Consider the following 14,608-nt stretch of genomic DNA (forward strand, 5'->3'; position numbering starts at 1 on the left):
GGCGACCACCGAGCGCCCGACCGCCGAGCCCCCCGGCCGTCCTCACGTCGGCCGCAGCCGGTCACCTGCCGCGCGCACCCGGCGCAACAGCCACCGCCTCCGCCCGACGCGCCGCCCGCCCCGCACCGGCCCCGGCGCTGTTGCCGCCGTGTCCGGGCCGCCCCGTGCGGCGGTCCCGGAGAGGCCGTCACCCGGGCGGCGCACCGGTCACCCGCGCAGTGCATACGAGTCGCGCGCCGGAAGGGGCGGGCCCAGGATCGAGGCACGCCGACGTCACGCCGATCCGGCCGACGTTCGTCCGTCCCCGCCCCCCACCGAGGAGATGTGCGCAGGATGACCACCACGTCCGAACGTCTTACGGAGACGCTGAAGCGACAGGTGTCGCAGCGGGTCTCCCAGTCCGTCTTCGACGGCTCCCGGCTCCGTGTCGTCCTCCTCGTGGACGTCTACGACGGCGCCCAGCAGCAGTTCCTGGAGGCGTACGAGCAGCTGTGCAACCAGGTCGCGTCGGTCCCCGGGCACGTCAGCGACCAGCTGTGCCAGTCCATCGAGAACCCCTCCCAATGGCTGATCACCAGTGAGTGGGAGTCCGCCCCGCCGTTCCTCACCTGGGTGAACAGCGAGGAACACGTGGACATGGTGAAGCCGCTGCACAACTGCGTCCGGGACACCCGCTCCCTGCGCTTCCACATCGTCCGCGAGACCGGCGGCCCGGCCGTGGCGGCCGAGACCGGCGAGCGCCGGCTGCAGACCTCGCCCCGCATCGGTGACGGCCTGATCCGGCACGCGCTCACCTTCACGGTCAAGCCGGGCAGCGAGGAGAAGGTCGCCCGGATCCTCGCCGACTACGCCGCGCCGGACCCGAAGGTCGACGACACCACCCGGCTGTGCCGCACCTCCCTGTTCATGCACGGCAACCGGGTGGTCCGCGCCGTCGAGGTGCGGGGCGACCTGCTCGCCGCGCTGCGGCACGTCGCCCGGCAGCCCGAGGTGCGGGCCGTCGAGGAGGCCATCAACCCCTATCTGGAGCAGGACCGGGACCTGGACGACCCCGACTCCGCCCGGGTCTTCTTCACCCGCGCGGCGCTGCCCGCCGTCCACCATGTGACGGCCGGCGAGGAGAGCCCGGACGCCGTACGGCACGCGCTGTACTACCCGGCCCGCGAGGGCTGCGGTCTGCGGCTGGCCGAGCTGCTCGCCCGGCAGGACGAGGCGGCTGCGGACGACCCGCGGGGGCCGGTGCTGCGCAGCACGATCTTCCAGCGCGACGACATCGTGGTGCGGCTGGTCGACGTGCGCGGCGGCATCGACAGCGACCCAGGCCCCGTACTCGGTCTCGCCGACCGCGCCCGCGCTGCCGAGCTGACGGCGCTCCTGGACGGCGGCGCCCTCGGCGCGGACGGCTCGCCGCAGGAGGGAGCCCCCGCCCGCCTGCTCACGGTCGCCCGTATGGACCTCGTCACCGACCGCCGGGCGCCCGACGCCTGATCCCCGGCACCGGGGGCCGTGCCCGTCCACCGCGCACGCCCCCGACCCCCGCACCCGCCCGACGCAGCTCATGTTCGGAGGAACGTCGTGATCAATCGCCATCCCTGCATCGTGGATGTCAGCGAGGTCGAGCCCAACACCCGGCGCGGCGGCGATCTGCGCGCCATGCTGACCCCCTCCACGGTCGGCTCCACCAGCGGTTTCATGGGCGTGGCCATCGTGGCGCCCGGCGACCGCATCGCCGAGCACTACCACCCGTACTCCGAGGAGTTCATCTACGTCATCTGCGGCCAGCTGGAGGTGGACCTCGACGGCGAGCCCCACCCGCTCCAGCCCGAGCAGGGGCTGTTGATCCCCGCCCACATGCGGCACCGCTTCCGCAACGTCGGCAACGTGGAGGCCCGCATGGTCTTCCACCTCGGTCCGCTGGCCCCGAGCCCGCCGCTCGGGCACGTCGACACCGAGGACGCGAACGGCGTACCGATCCCGGTGGAGGCGGCCCACGCCGGACGGGCCGAGCGGCCTCAGGTCCGCTCATGACCAGGCGCGTGGCGGTCACCGGCATAGGCATCGTCGCTCCGGGCGGAATCGGTGTCCCGGCGTTCTGGGACCTGCTGGCCGACGGTCGTACGGCGACACGCGGCATCACCTTCTTCGACCCGTCCGGGCTGCGTTCGCGGATCGCCGCCGAGTGCGACTTCGACCCGGCGGCCCACGGACTGGACGCCGGGCAGATCGCCCGGTGCGACCGGTACATCCAGTTCGCCCTGGTGGCCGGCGAGGAGGCGGTGCGGGACTCCGGCCTCGACCTCGCCGCGGAGAACCCCTGGCGGGTCGGCGTGTCCCTGGGCACCGCGGTCGGCGGCACCACCCGGCTGGAACACGACTACGTGCTGGTCAGCCATGGCGGGCAGCGCTGGGACGTGGACCACCGGGAGGCCGGACCGCATCTGCACCGGGCGTTCGCGCCGAGCACCCTGGCGTCGACGGTCGCGGAACGCTTCGAGGCACGCGGGCCGGTGCAGACCGTCTCCACCGGCTGCACCTCGGGTCTCGACGCCGTCGGGTACGCCTTCCACACCATCGAGGAGGGCCGGGCCGACATCTGCATAGCCGGCGCCTCGGACTCGCCGATCTCCCCGATCACCATGGCCTGCTTCGACGCGATCAAGGCCACCTCCCCCGACAACGACGACCCGGCCCACGCCTCCCGCCCCTTCGACGCCGACCGCAACGGGTTCGTCATGGGCGAGGGCGGCGCCGTGCTCGTCCTGGAGGAGCTGGAGCACGCGAAGGCCAGGGGCGCGCGGATCTACTGCGAGATCGGGGGCTACGCCACCTTCGGCAACGCATACCACATGACCGGTCTGACCAGTGAGGGCCTGGAGATGGCGCGGGCCATCGAGGACGCCCTCGACCACGCCCGCCTGGACCGCACGGCCGTCGACTACGTCAACGCCCACGGCTCGGGCACCAAGCAGAACGACCGGCACGAGACGGCCGCCGTCAAACGGACGCTCGGCGCGCACGCCTACGACACGCCCATGAGTTCCATCAAGTCCATGGTGGGTCACTCGCTGGGCGCGATCGGCGCGATCGAGGTCGTCGCCTGTGCGCTGGCCCTGGCCCACCAGGTCGTCCCGCCCACCGCGAACTACGAGACCCCGGACCCCGAGTGCGACCTGGACTACGTGCCGCGCGTCGCCCGTGAGCGGAAGCTGACCAACGTGCTCTCCGTGGGCAGCGGGTTCGGCGGGTTCCAGTCCGCGGTGGTCATGAGCCTGCCGAGGGAGAAGACACGATGAGCGAACGGCGTCCTCGGCGCGCGGCCGTCACCGGAATCGGCGTGGTCGCGCCCAACGGAACGAGCACCGAGACGTTCTGGAAGTCCACCAGGGAAGGCATCAGCGTCCTGGACCGGGTCACCCGCGAGGGCTGCGAGCACCTGCCGCTCAAGGTGGCGGGCGAGGTCCGCAACTTCGACCCGCCGTCGGCGGTCGAGGAGCGCTACCTCGTCCAGACCGACCGCTTCACGCACTTCGCGATGGCCGCCGCCGACCAGGCGCTCGACGACGCTCGCCTGGACCGGCCCGAGACCGACGCCGCGCCGTTCTCGGTGGGCGTGGTCACCGCGGCCGGCTCCGGCGGCGGCGAGTTCGGGCAGCGGGAACTGCAGCAGCTGTGGTCCAAGGGCAGCCGCTTCGTGGGCCCGTACCAGTCCATCGCCTGGTTCTACGCGGCGAGCACCGGCCAGATCTCCATCCGCCGCGGCTTCAAGGGCCCCTGCGGGGTCATCGCCTCCGACGAGGCCGGCGGACTGGACGCCGTGGCGCACGCGGCACGGGCCGTGCGGCGCGGCACGGACGTGATGGTGGCCGGCGCGACCGAGGCGCCGCTCGCCCCCTACTCGGTGGTCTGCCAGCTCGGTTACCCGGAGCTGAGCACCGTGGCCGACCCGGACCGCGCCTACCGTCCGTTCACCGCCGCGGCCTGCGGGTTCGTGCCCGCCGAGGGCGGCGCGATGCTCGTCGTGGAGGCCGAGGGCACGGCCCGGGAGCGGGGCGCGCCCGTGCGGGCCCTCGTCGCGGGCCACTCCGCCACCTTCACCGGCGCCTCCCGCTGGGAGGAGTCGCGTGCGGGGCTCGCCGAGGCGATCCGGGCCGCCCTGGACGAGGCCGGCTGCGCACCGGAGGAGATCGACGTGGTCTTCGCCGACGCCCTCGGCGTACCGGAGGCTGACCGTGCGGAGGCGCTGGCGATCGCGGACGCCCTCGGCGCGCACGGCACCCGCGTCCCCGTCACGGCGCCGAAGACCGCGATCGGCCGGGGCAACGGCGCGGCGGCCGTCCTGGACGTCGCGGCGGCCGTGCTCGCGATGGAGCACCGCGTGATCCCGCCCACCCCGAACGTCTTCGACGTCTGCCACGACCTCGACCTCGTCACCGGCACCGCCCGCGCCGCCGAACCGCGCACGGCGCTGGTCCTCAGCCGGGGCCTCATGGGCTCGAACGCGGCGCTGGTGCTGCGGCTCGGCCCCGGCGACGCCTCCTGACCACCCCTCACCACGCACCACCGACGCACCATCAAGGAGAACCGCATGAGTGACCGCATCACCGTGGAAGAACTGTCCGAACTGATGAAGAAGGCCGCCGGGGTCACCGTCACCCCGGAGGAGCTCCAGCGGCGCCTGGAGTCCGGCTTCGACGTCATCGGCATCGACTCGCTCGGTCTGCTGGGCATCGTGGGCGAGCTGGAGAACCGGTACGGCACGCCGATGCCGCCGGACGCGGAGAAGGCCCGGAGCCCCCGGCAGTTCCTCGACCAGGTCAACACCGCGCTGATGGCGGGTGCCTGACATGGCCGGACACACGCAGAACGAGATCACCATCGCCGCCCCGGTCGACCTGGTCTGGGACATGACCAACGACGTCGCGAACTGGCCCCGGCTGTTCAGCGAGTACGCCACCGCCGAGATCCTCTCCCGGGAGGGGGACCGGGTGACGTTCCGGCTGACCATGCACCCGGACGAGAACGGCAAGGTGTGGAGCTGGGTCTCGGAGCGCGAGGCGGACCGGGAAACCCTCAGCGTGGAGGCCCGCCGCGTCGAGACCGGGCCCTTCGCCTACATGAACATCCTGTGGGAGTACGAGAAGGTCCCCACCGGCACCCGGATGACGTGGACGCAGGACTTCGCGATGAAGCCCGACGCGCCCGTCGACGACGACTGGATGACGGACAACATCAACCGGAACTCCAAGGTCCAGATGGCCCTGATCCGGGACCGCATCGAGAAGGCCGCCGCCGAACAGGGCGCCGCGCCGGGCCTGACCGACTGAGCGCCCCGCGCACCATGAGCGCCCCGCGCGCCGACCGACCGAGCCGGACGGAGAACACCCCCATGCACCAGTCCCTGATCGTCGCCCGGATGGCCCCGGGGTCGGCCCCGGACATCGCCAAGATCTTCGAGGAGTCCGACCGGGGTGAGCTGCCGCACCTCATCGGGGTCTCCCGGCGCAGCCTCTTCCAGTTCGACGACATCTACATCCACCTGGTCGAGTCCGAGCGGGACCCCACGCCCGTCATCACGGAGATGGCCGGACACCCCGAGTTCCGTGCCATCAGCGAACGGCTGTCGTCGTACGTCACCGCGTACGACCCGGCGACCTGGCGTTCGCCGAAGGACGCGATGGCGAACCGCTTCTACCGGTGGGAGCGGGACGGCCGCTCCTGAACCCGCCGTCGGTCCGCCGGGCACGTGCGAGACGCGTGCCCGGCGGCCCGTACGGTCATCCGGGCACGTGGCAGTCGAACGCGTGCAGATAGGCGTTGACCGGGCGTACGTCGTCGATCACCAGTCCCGCGTCCGTCAGCCGGCGGGTCATGCTCTCGGTGGTGTGCTTGGCCCCGCCGACGTTGAGGAGCAGCAGCAGGTCCATGGCGGTGCTGAAGCGCATCGAGGGCGAGTCGTCGACGAGGTTCTCGATGACCACGACCCGGGTGCCCGGGCCGCCGGTAGCGATGACGTTGCGCAGCAGCCGGACCGTGCTGTCGTCGTCCCACTCCAGGATGTTCTTGATGACGTACACGTCGGCCCGGACCGGGACGGCCTCGCGGCAGTCCCCGGGGACGACACGTGTGCGGTCCGCGAGCGCGCCGCCCGGTCGCAGCCGGGGGTCGGCGTTCTCCACCACGCGCGGCAGGTCGAGCAGGGTCCCGTGCAGCGCCGGGTGCTTCTCCAGCAGGCTCGCCACCACATGCCCCTGGCCTCCGCCGATGTCGGCGACGGACGAACTCCCCGACAGGTCGAGGAACTCGGCGACGTCCCGCGCGGACTGCACGCTGGAGGTCGTCATGGCGCGGTTGAAGACGTCGGCCGACTCGGGGGCGTCCTCGTTGAGGTAGACGAAGAACTCCTTGCCGTACAGCTCCTCGACGACGTTGTGGCCGGAGCGCACCGCCTCGTCCAGTTTCGGCCAGGCGTCCCAGGTCCACGGCTCGGTGCACCACAGGGCGATGGCGCGCAGGCTGTGCGGGTCGTCCTCGCGCAGCAGCCGGGACATGTCGGTGTGCGCGAACGTCCCGTCCGGCCGTTCGGTGAAGACGCCGTAGCAGGACAGGGCCCGCAACAGCCTCCGCAGCGGCTTCGGTTCGGCCTTCACCGCGGCGGCGAGGTCCTCCGCGGACAGCGGGGTGTCACCGAGGGCGTCGGCGACACCCAGCCGGGCGGCGGCGCGCAGGGCCGCGGCACAGGCGGCGCCGAACACCAGCTCCCTGAACCGCATGGGGGGCGGGGGCGCCGGGGTGTCCTGCGCCGGGTGCGAGGTCTTCGCCGCCGAGATCGGCGTGGTGGTGGTCTGTCGGGTCTGAGCGGTCGTCATGCGACGCCCTCCTTCTTCGCGTTCGTGGGACGACCGGGGCGGGTCAGCACAGGCCCGTCGGCCTGGACGCCCGGCAGGTGTTGCCCGTGAAGGTGTTGCCCTTGCCGGCGGTGTCGGTGTTGACGATGTCCGCCGGGGCGTTGCCCTCCAGCACGTTGTCGGTGATCCGGTTCCGCTCGCTGGTGGTGCCCACGAAGCTCTTCCAGACGACGATGCCGCCGGACAGCGGGGAGGCGCCGGCGTTCTCCGTGATCCGGTTGCGGGTCACCAGGGTGTCCTCGGCGCCGGTCAGCACGATGCCGGTGCCCTGCAGCGCGTCGAGCCGCGCGGTCTTCGGGCAGGACTTGTTGTTCCGCTCGATGAGGTTGTCGCGCACGGTGAGCGCGCCGGCCCTCGGCATGTTCTCGTCGCCCACGACGAAGACGCCCGCGCAGTTGCCGGTGAGGTGGTTGTCCGCGACGGTGAGGTTGCGCAGGCGCCGCACGGTGAGCCCGATCCGGTTGCCCTCCAGGCGGTTGTGGGCGACGACGGCGCCGCCGCTGTCCGTGGCGCCCTGCTCGGCCTTGACGGTGTTCGCGAGGAACAGGCCGGCGTCGCCGTTGTCCCGGGCGGTGTTCTTGCGGAACACCCCGCGCACCGAACGCTCCTGGGCGATGCCCCACACGCCGTTCTTCTCGGCGGTCACGTGCCGTACGGTCAGCCGGTCGGTGTCCTGGGCGAACACCCCGGACCCGGTGAAGCCGGCCACGGTGAGCGTGGCGACGGTCACGTCCTCGACCTTGCGTTCCTTGGTCCCGGTCACGCAGATGCCGTTACCGTCCGCGCAGCCCTCCGCGGCCCTGGTCGCGGCCGGTACGACGACGGTGCCGCGGCCCATGCCGCGCAGTGTGAGCCCGTCCGTCGTGATCCTGACGCTCTCTCGATACGTGCCGGAGGCCACGAGGACGGTGTCGCCCGCCGCCGCGGCGTCCACGGTCTCCTGGATCGACTCCCCGGGGAAGACCACATGGGTCCGGTGAGGGTCGGCGACGGCCGACGGGGCGGCCCCGAGCCCCACCCCGATGACCGCCGCGATGCTCGCCACAAGGGCAATATGCCATTTCGTCATATTCCGCAAGATATGACCAGGTTCGCCCCGAACACCCCGATCGCCCATCCGACGGCGTGTCCCGCCCACCGCCGCCCGAGGCCGGGTGCGGGTGCGGGTGCGTGGGGGCTGGTCGCGCAGTTCTCCGCGCCCGCGAAAGGCAGGGGCCGCGCCCCGTGCTTTCCGGGCCCGCAGGGCCTGGGGGCTTCAGGCCCGCAGGGTCAACCCGGCCAGGTACCGGTCAGGCGGCGCGTGGCGACGGCGCCGCCGCGGTCCACGACGGCCTTGACGGCGGCGAAGATCGCGCCCTGGAGGACGGCCGCCGAGACGACCTCGCGCCAGGCACGGCCCTCGTCGGTGGCGTCGGGCGCGTCCTCCTCGTGGCCGAGCTTCTTCCACACCTGCTTGAACACCCCGCCGGCCAGGGCGCCGCTGAGGGCGCCCAGCACGAGACCGACGGGCTTGTAGACGACCTTGGAAACCTTCATCACCAGCTCCTCAGGATCCGAGGCGGCGCCGGTCCTCCTCGTCCCACTTGCGGGTGTCGCGCGGCTGGACGTACGGCTCCTCGTGCGGGGGATGACCGCCCTCGATGGCCCGCCGCCGGGCCAGCTCCGCGTCGAACTCCAGGCCCAGCAGGATCGCCAGGTTCGTGATCCACAGCCAGACCAGGAAGATGATCACACCCGCGAGGGCGCCGTACGTCTTGTTGTACGACCCGAAGTTCGCCACGTAGAAGGCGAACCCGGCGGAGGCGGCCATCCAGATCAGCAGAGCGAGGAGACTGCCCGGGGTGATCCAGCGGAAGCCGCGGCTCTTGGCGTTCGGGGTGGCCCAGTAGAGGACCGCGATCATGATCGTGACCAGCAGGACCAGCACCGGCCACTTCGCGATCGACCACACGGTGAGTGCCGTGTCACCAACCCCGAGCGCCGTGCCCACCTGGCGCGCGAGACCGCCGGTGAACACCACGATCAGGGCGCTGATCACGGCCATGACCATCAGCACCACCGTCACACCGACCCGGACCGGCAGCACCTTCCACACCGGACGCCCCTCGGGGACGTCGTACACCGCGTTCGCGCTCCTGATGAACGCCGCGACATACCCGGAGGCCGACCACACCGCGAGCACCAGGCCCACGATGGCCATGATCGAGCCGAGCCCGGCGTTGCTCTGCATCTGCTGGACGGCGTTGGTCAGCACGTCCCGGGCCGCGCCGGGGGCCAGTTTCTGGATGTTGTCCAGCACCTGCCGCGTCGCCGACTCCCCGACGATCCCCAACAGGGACACGAGGGCCAGCAGCGCCGGGAACAGGGCCAGGATGCCGTAGTAGGTCAGGGCCGCCGCCCGGTCGGTCAGCTCGTCCCGCTTGAACTCCTTCAGGGTGCCTTTCAGCACCGACCGCCAGGAGCGCCCGGACAGCTCCGTGGGACTGTCCGGCGCCCTCTGCTCCACCCGCTCGTCCGGCCCGACGTCCCGGTCGGCGCCCCGTTCGGCGCCCCGGTCGACGTCCCGGTCAGCGCCGACGTCCCGTTCAGCGCCCCGGTCGACGTCCCGTTCAGCGCCACGGTCGACGTCCCGGTCGGCGCCCCGGTCGACGTCCCGGCCGCCGCCCCGGTCGACGTCCCGTTCAGCGCCACGGTCGACGTCCCGTTCAGCGCCCCGGCCGGTGTCGGGCCGCTTGTGGTGTCGTTTCAGAGTCCGCATCATGACGGCCGGGTATCCGACCGGTTCCGCCCTATGCGTGCATATACCGCAAATCGGTCAGCGCGGGGGTGCGGGGCGGTCGTAGACGTTGTCCGGGGTGACGATCTCGGTGATCGCGCGGGCGAGGAGCGAGGACGGCTCCTGGCCGTCGTGGGTGATGTCGGTGTTGAGCAGCAGCACCAGGGTGGCCTTCCGAGACGGCAGGTAAACGGTGACGCTCTGGTAGCCGGGGATGGAGCCGTTGTGCCCGATCCAGCCGCCGGACTCGAAGATGCCGAGGCCGTAGCTGGTGCCGGGGTAGCCGGTCGGCAGCATCCTGAGCCGCTCGCGCTGCGTCTGCGGGCTGAGCAGGGTCCCGGTGGCGACGATCCTGGCCCAGCGACGCAGGTCCTGCAGGTCGGAGATCATCGCCCCGGCCGCCCAGGCCCAGCTGGGGTTCCAGTCCGTGGCGTCCTCGACCTCACCGCTCAGCGTCTGGTTCGTGTAGCCGTGCGCGTGCGGCTCGGGGAACGCGCGGCCCTCGGGGAACAGCGTGTGCCGCAGCCGGGCCGGGCGGAGCACCCGCTCGTGGATGAACTCGGCCAGCGGCCGCCCACCGACCTTCTCGATCACCAGACCGAGCAGGACGAGGTTGGTGTTGGAGTACTGGAACTGCGCGCCCGGTTCGAAGGTGTTCCGGTGCCGGAAGCCGTACGCGAGCACCTCGCGCGGGGTGAAGAAACGGGTCGGGTCGCTCAACAGGGCCCGTACGAAGTCCGAGTCGGCGCTGTACGGGAACAGGCCGCTGCGCATCTCCGCGAGATGGCGCAGCGTGATCCGGTCACCGTTCGGCACCCCGCGCACATAGCGGGAGATGGGGGTGTCGAGCCGGAGTAGGCGGTCGTCGACGAGTTCGAGCAGGGCGGTGACGGTGAAGGTCTTGGTCTCGCTGCCGATCCGCATGTACAGGTCGGTGGCCATCGGCCGGCCGGTGGCGGTGTCGGCGACGCCGGTCGCGCGGACGTAGCACCCCTGGCCGGGCACCCACAGTCCGACGGTGACGCCGGGGATGCCGGCCTCGCGGCGGACCTCCGCGACGGCCCTGTCCAGGCGGGCGGTCAGCGCGCGCCCGAGACCGCCCTGCCGGCACTCGTCCTCCTCCTGGCGGCCGCCCTGGCCGTGACCGCGGCCCTCGCCATGGCGACGGACGTCGTCGTGGCGGTCGACGGCGGCGTGGACGGTCGCGGCAGGTGTCACCGCCATCGGGGTCAGTACGGACACCACCAGCGCTGCGGCGGCCAGCAGACGGCGGGAGGGGGTACGTCGCATGTCGGGAGGCCTCTTCCGGAGCGGGGGACGGAGGGGCCGACGTCACCATCCGGGCCCTGGGCCGAGAGCTCCGTCCAGGACGCGTCGGGACGAGTCCACTCGTTCGGAGCCACGCGCTCCCGCACCATTTCAACAATCATCGATCACGATTCGAAACTCGCGAAAATCCCCGGCGATCGCTATTCTCCCGAATGCCAAAAATCAGGTATCGACTCCTCTCGTACCGGTCGGAAAAGCGGATCCCGAATGGACTGGATACAAAATGAGAACCGATTACGACGCGGTGGATCATCACTACGACGGGCCCCAGCCGTTCGAGACGCAGCCCATCTGGCTCCCCGGTCCGAGGGCGGCGTCGGGCGTGTGGGACCCGAACGACGACCTGATCCACATGCCGTACGTGCCGCACATGCCACACATGCCGCACGCTGTGGACATCCCCACCCCTCCCCTGCCGGATCTGCGCGACCGCCCGCGCCGCCCGGTCAGCCGGCGGCGACCTCGCCCGGGCACCCACTTCCTTTCGAAAAACCCTAGGATCGTCCCTGTCTTTTTCTTAATTACGACAATCGCCATCTGCGCACTGACGATGCTTTATTGGTCCGTCTCTTATTCGTACGGTCAGCTTCGCGGCATCGCGCTGCTGGTCGTGGCGGAGCATCTGGCGCGCTGGTGGCCCTTGACCGTGTACGGCCCGTGGCTCCTGGCCGGCCTGTCCATCCTGCGGGCCTCCGTCCAGCAGCGGACCGCCCGGAAGTCCTGGGCGGTGATGCTGATCTGCTCCGGCACGGCGGTGGCCCTGTGCATCGGCCAGTCGACGAGTTCCGTGCTGGCCATGGTGATCGTCGGCATCCCGCCGATCACCGCCCTCGTCTGCTTCCGTGAACTCGTCGGCCAGTTCTCCCCCGGACAGGGCCCCCGGCACGCCGCCGACGCCCTGAACGGCCCCGGCCCCAAGCAGGGCATGCCGTAGCCGTAGCCACCCGGGGCGTACGCGGGTCAGCCGAGGGCCTGTTCCGTCCAGATCGTCTTGCCCGTGGGGGTGGGGCGGGTGCCCCAGCGCCGGGTCAGCTGGGCGACCAGGAGCAGGCCCCGGCCCCCTTCGTCGTAGGTACGGGCGCGGCGCATGTGGGGTGCCGTGCTGCTGGCGTCCGAGACCTCGCAGATGAGACTCCGGTCGTGGATCAGGCGCAGCCGCACGGGCGGTTCGGCGTGCCGGATGGCGTTGGTGACCAGTTCGCTGACGACCAGCTCGGTGACGAAGGCCGCGTCGTTGAGTCCCCAGCTCTCCAGCCGGCACAGGGCGTTCTTGCGTGCCTCCGCGACGGCGGACGGGTCCGGGGACACCTCCCAGGTGGCGACCCGGGCGGGGTCGAGGGCGCGGGGCCGGGCGAGGAGCAGGGCCACGTCGTCGGTGGGCCGCCGCGGCAGCACGGCGCCGAGGACCCGGTCGCACAGCGCGTCCAGCGAGGCGTCGGGAGCCGCGAGCGCCTGCCGCAGCCGGGCGATGCCGTCGTCGACGTCGACGCGGGTGCCGGTGCCGGTGCGGCCGGTGCCACCGCCGTCTCGGTCCCCGCCGTCTCCGTGCACGCCGTCTCGGTACCCGCCGCTTTCGTCCCCGCCGCCGTTCGTGCCGCGGGACGCGATCAGTCCGTCGGTGTAGAGGGCGAGCAGACCGCCTTCCGGCAGCTCGGTCTCCCGTGACTCGAAGGGCAGTCCGCCCAGGCCCAGCGGAGGCCCCGCCGGCAGGTCGAGCAGGTCGGCGGCGCCGTCCGGGCGCACCACGACCGGCAGCGGATGCCCCGCCCGGGCGAGCGTGCACCGGCGCGAGACGGGGTCGTATACGGCGTACAGGCAGGTCGCCCCGACGACGCCCGCGGTCGCGTCCCCCGCCGCCGCCCCTCCCCCGGCCGCCCGCTCCGCGCCGGCCTCCGCCTCGGTGGCCAGTCGGGCCACGAGGTCATCGAGGTGGGTGAGCAGTTCGTCGGGGGGCAGGTCGATGTCGGCGAGGGTGCGTACGGCGGTCCGCAGCCGGCCCATGGTCGCGGAGGCGTGGATGCCGTGGCCCACGACGTCGCCGACGACCAGCGCCACCCTGGCCCCGGAGAGCGGGATGACGTCGAACCAGTCGCCGCCGACCCCGGCGCGGGCGCCGGCCGGGAGGTAGCGGGAGGCGACCTCGACCGCGTCCTGTTCGGGCAGGCTCTGCGGCAGCAGGCTGCGCTGCAGCGTGACGGCCGTGCCGCGCTCGCGCGTGTAGCGCAGCGCGTTGTCGATGCTGACCCCCGCGCGGGCCGCCAGCTCCTCGGCCAGGACGAGGTCGTCGTCCTGGAAGGAGTCGGGGTGCCGGTGGCGGGCGAAGACGACGACGCCCAGGGTGGTCCCGCGGGCCGACAGCGGCACGGTCATCGCCGAGTGGAACCCGAAGTCACGGATGCGGGCGGCCCGCAGCGGGTCCCGCGCCACCCAGTCGGCGATCGCGGGCTCGGTCACCCGGTACAGCACCGCCTGTCCCGAGCGCAGGCTCTCCACCGGCGGCGAGCCGTCCGGGTACTCGTCCACCTCGCCCGGCACGACGACCGCCTCCGGGCTCCCGGGCAGCACGGACCTGTGGGCGACGCGCCGCAGCCCGAGGGCACGGCCCTCCCCCGGCACCCGCGCGGGCGGTTCGTGCGTGTCGTCGAGGGACGCCAGCAGGTCGACGCTGACGAAGTCGGCGAGGTCCGGGACCGCGACGTCCGCCAGCTCCTGCGCCGTCCGCGTCACGTCCAGGGTGCTGCCGATGCGCCGGCCGGCCTCCGCGATCAGCTGCAGGCGGGTGCGGGCCCAGTACTGCTCCGTCGTGTCGTGCCCGGTGGTGGCCACGCCGAGGACGCGGCCGTCGTCGTCCTCCAGCCGGTAGCAGTGGACCGACCAGGCGTGCTCGCGGGCCTCGCCGGGGGCGCGCGCGTGGTTCTCCACGTACTGCGGCTCGCCGGTCTCCAGGGCCCGCCGCATCAGCCGCTCGACCTCGCCGACGGACGTGTCGTCCACCGCCTCCGTCATCCGCAGCCCGCGCAGGTCGTCGTCGTCGAGCCCCAGGGCACCGCCCGAGGCCCGGTTGGACCGGCGGAAGCGCAGTTCCGTGTCGTGCACCGAGGTCGAGCAGCAGGGGGAGTCGAGGAACCCGTGGAGCGCGAGCACGTCGTCACCGGGGCGGGGCCGGGTGCCCGTGAGGGCGGAGACGAGGGACCAGTCGTGGGTCCCGCAGTACGACGTGCGGTGGTGCGCCAGGACCCTGACCTCCACGCGCCGCCCGTCCCGGTGCCGCAGGACGAGCGCGCCGTGCCACCTCGACAGTTCGGAGAAGGACGGCAGGGCGCCCGGCGTGGGCTCCTCGGCGAGCAGGGTGGCGGCCGGACGGTTCAGGATCTGCGTCGGCGTGTAGCCGAGCAGCCGTTCGGCGCCTGCGCTCCAGCCGGTCACCGTGCCGTGTTCGTCGACGGTGGCCCGCGCGGTGGGCGCCTCTCCGAGCCTGTCCGGGCCCGGATCCGCTCCCGGTCCGCCGACGACATGCCGCTCCATGACCGCTCATCTCACTCTCGCCCGAGACCACCCCGCGCCGAGGCTCGCACCACTACCTTTGGTATGTCCTATT

Annotated in this window: 14 protein-coding genes; 8 read left to right on the forward strand and 6 right to left on the reverse strand. The window is 72.2% G+C overall.

The genetic code is table 11. The features are described 5' to 3' along the window. Positions 1-333 precede the first annotated feature (333 nt). The 7 genes from ACFU5F_RS32950 (at position 334) to ACFU5F_RS32980 (ending at position 5,719) form a co-directional block, all read left to right on the forward strand. The gene (locus ACFU5F_RS32950; RefSeq protein WP_383895306.1) at positions 334-1,488 is read left to right on the forward strand and encodes a SchA/CurD-like domain-containing protein; all 1,155 of its coding nucleotides are present in this window, start codon (positions 334-336) and stop codon (positions 1,486-1,488) included. A gap of 87 nt (positions 1,489-1,575) precedes the next feature. Then, positions 1,576-2,028, forward strand: a complete 453-nt coding sequence (locus tag ACFU5F_RS32955; protein WP_383895309.1) for a cupin domain-containing protein — start codon at positions 1,576-1,578, stop codon at positions 2,026-2,028. Next, complete coding sequence (locus ACFU5F_RS32960) at positions 2,025-3,293, forward strand: beta-ketoacyl-[acyl-carrier-protein] synthase family protein (RefSeq protein WP_383895312.1); 1,269 nt, start codon at positions 2,025-2,027, stop codon at positions 3,291-3,293. Before ACFU5F_RS32955 ends, ACFU5F_RS32960 begins: the two co-directional genes overlap by 4 nt. Then, positions 3,290-4,540 (forward strand): beta-ketoacyl synthase N-terminal-like domain-containing protein, encoded by a 1,251-nt coding sequence (locus tag ACFU5F_RS32965; protein WP_383895314.1) that lies wholly within the window; start codon positions 3,290-3,292, stop codon positions 4,538-4,540. Before ACFU5F_RS32960 ends, ACFU5F_RS32965 begins: the two co-directional genes overlap by 4 nt. A 45-nt stretch (positions 4,541-4,585) precedes the next feature. Then, positions 4,586-4,843, forward strand: coding sequence for a phosphopantetheine-binding protein (locus ACFU5F_RS32970; RefSeq protein ID WP_383895317.1), 258 nt, complete (start codon positions 4,586-4,588; stop codon positions 4,841-4,843). A gap of 1 nt (position 4,844) precedes the next feature. Next, positions 4,845-5,324 carry an SRPBCC family protein gene (locus ACFU5F_RS32975; protein WP_383895320.1) on the forward strand — a complete coding sequence of 160 codons (480 nt, stop codon included), beginning with the start codon at positions 4,845-4,847 and terminating at the stop codon, positions 5,322-5,324. A gap of 62 nt (positions 5,325-5,386) precedes the next feature. Beyond that, complete coding sequence (locus ACFU5F_RS32980) at positions 5,387-5,719, forward strand: TcmI family type II polyketide cyclase (RefSeq protein ID WP_383895322.1); 333 nt, start codon at positions 5,387-5,389, stop codon at positions 5,717-5,719. 55 nt (positions 5,720-5,774) lie between these two features. On the opposite strand, the gene ACFU5F_RS32985 is transcribed toward ACFU5F_RS32980, so the two are convergent. The 5 genes from ACFU5F_RS32985 to ACFU5F_RS33005 form a co-directional block, all read right to left on the reverse strand. Continuing rightward, the gene (locus ACFU5F_RS32985) at positions 5,775-6,866 is read right to left on the reverse strand and encodes a methyltransferase (protein WP_383895325.1); all 1,092 of its coding nucleotides are present in this window, start codon (positions 6,864-6,866) and stop codon (positions 5,775-5,777) included. A gap of 43 nt (positions 6,867-6,909) precedes the next feature. After that, positions 6,910-7,974 (reverse strand): nitrous oxide reductase family maturation protein NosD, encoded by a 1,065-nt coding sequence (locus ACFU5F_RS32990; protein ID WP_383895328.1) that lies wholly within the window; start codon positions 7,972-7,974, stop codon positions 6,910-6,912. A 200-nt stretch (positions 7,975-8,174) separates the two neighbouring features. Further along, complete coding sequence (locus tag ACFU5F_RS32995) at positions 8,175-8,441, reverse strand: DUF4235 domain-containing protein (RefSeq protein ID WP_383895331.1); 267 nt, start codon at positions 8,439-8,441, stop codon at positions 8,175-8,177. A 10-nt stretch (positions 8,442-8,451) separates the two neighbouring features. After that, the gene (locus ACFU5F_RS33000) at positions 8,452-9,666 is read right to left on the reverse strand and encodes a YhjD/YihY/BrkB family envelope integrity protein (protein WP_383895334.1); all 1,215 of its coding nucleotides are present in this window, start codon (positions 9,664-9,666) and stop codon (positions 8,452-8,454) included. A gap of 54 nt (positions 9,667-9,720) precedes the next feature. Beyond that, positions 9,721-10,971 carry a serine hydrolase domain-containing protein gene (locus tag ACFU5F_RS33005; protein WP_383895337.1) on the reverse strand — a complete coding sequence of 417 codons (1,251 nt, stop codon included), beginning with the start codon at positions 10,969-10,971 and terminating at the stop codon, positions 9,721-9,723. Between the two features lie 589 nt (positions 10,972-11,560). Here ACFU5F_RS33005 and ACFU5F_RS33010 point away from each other — a divergent pair. Next, positions 11,561-11,944 (forward strand): DUF2637 domain-containing protein, encoded by a 384-nt coding sequence (locus ACFU5F_RS33010; protein ID WP_383895339.1) that lies wholly within the window; start codon positions 11,561-11,563, stop codon positions 11,942-11,944. Positions 11,945-11,970: 26 nt separating this feature from the next. Here ACFU5F_RS33010 and ACFU5F_RS33015 read toward each other — a convergent pair whose 3' ends face one another. Then, positions 11,971-14,535 (reverse strand): SpoIIE family protein phosphatase, encoded by a 2,565-nt coding sequence (locus ACFU5F_RS33015; protein ID WP_383895342.1) that lies wholly within the window; start codon positions 14,533-14,535, stop codon positions 11,971-11,973. Positions 14,536-14,608 lie beyond the last annotated feature (73 nt).

It is taken from the genome of Streptomyces sp. NPDC057438, from assembly GCF_042802995.1.
Taxonomy (GTDB): domain Bacteria; phylum Actinomycetota; class Actinomycetes; order Streptomycetales; family Streptomycetaceae; genus Streptomyces.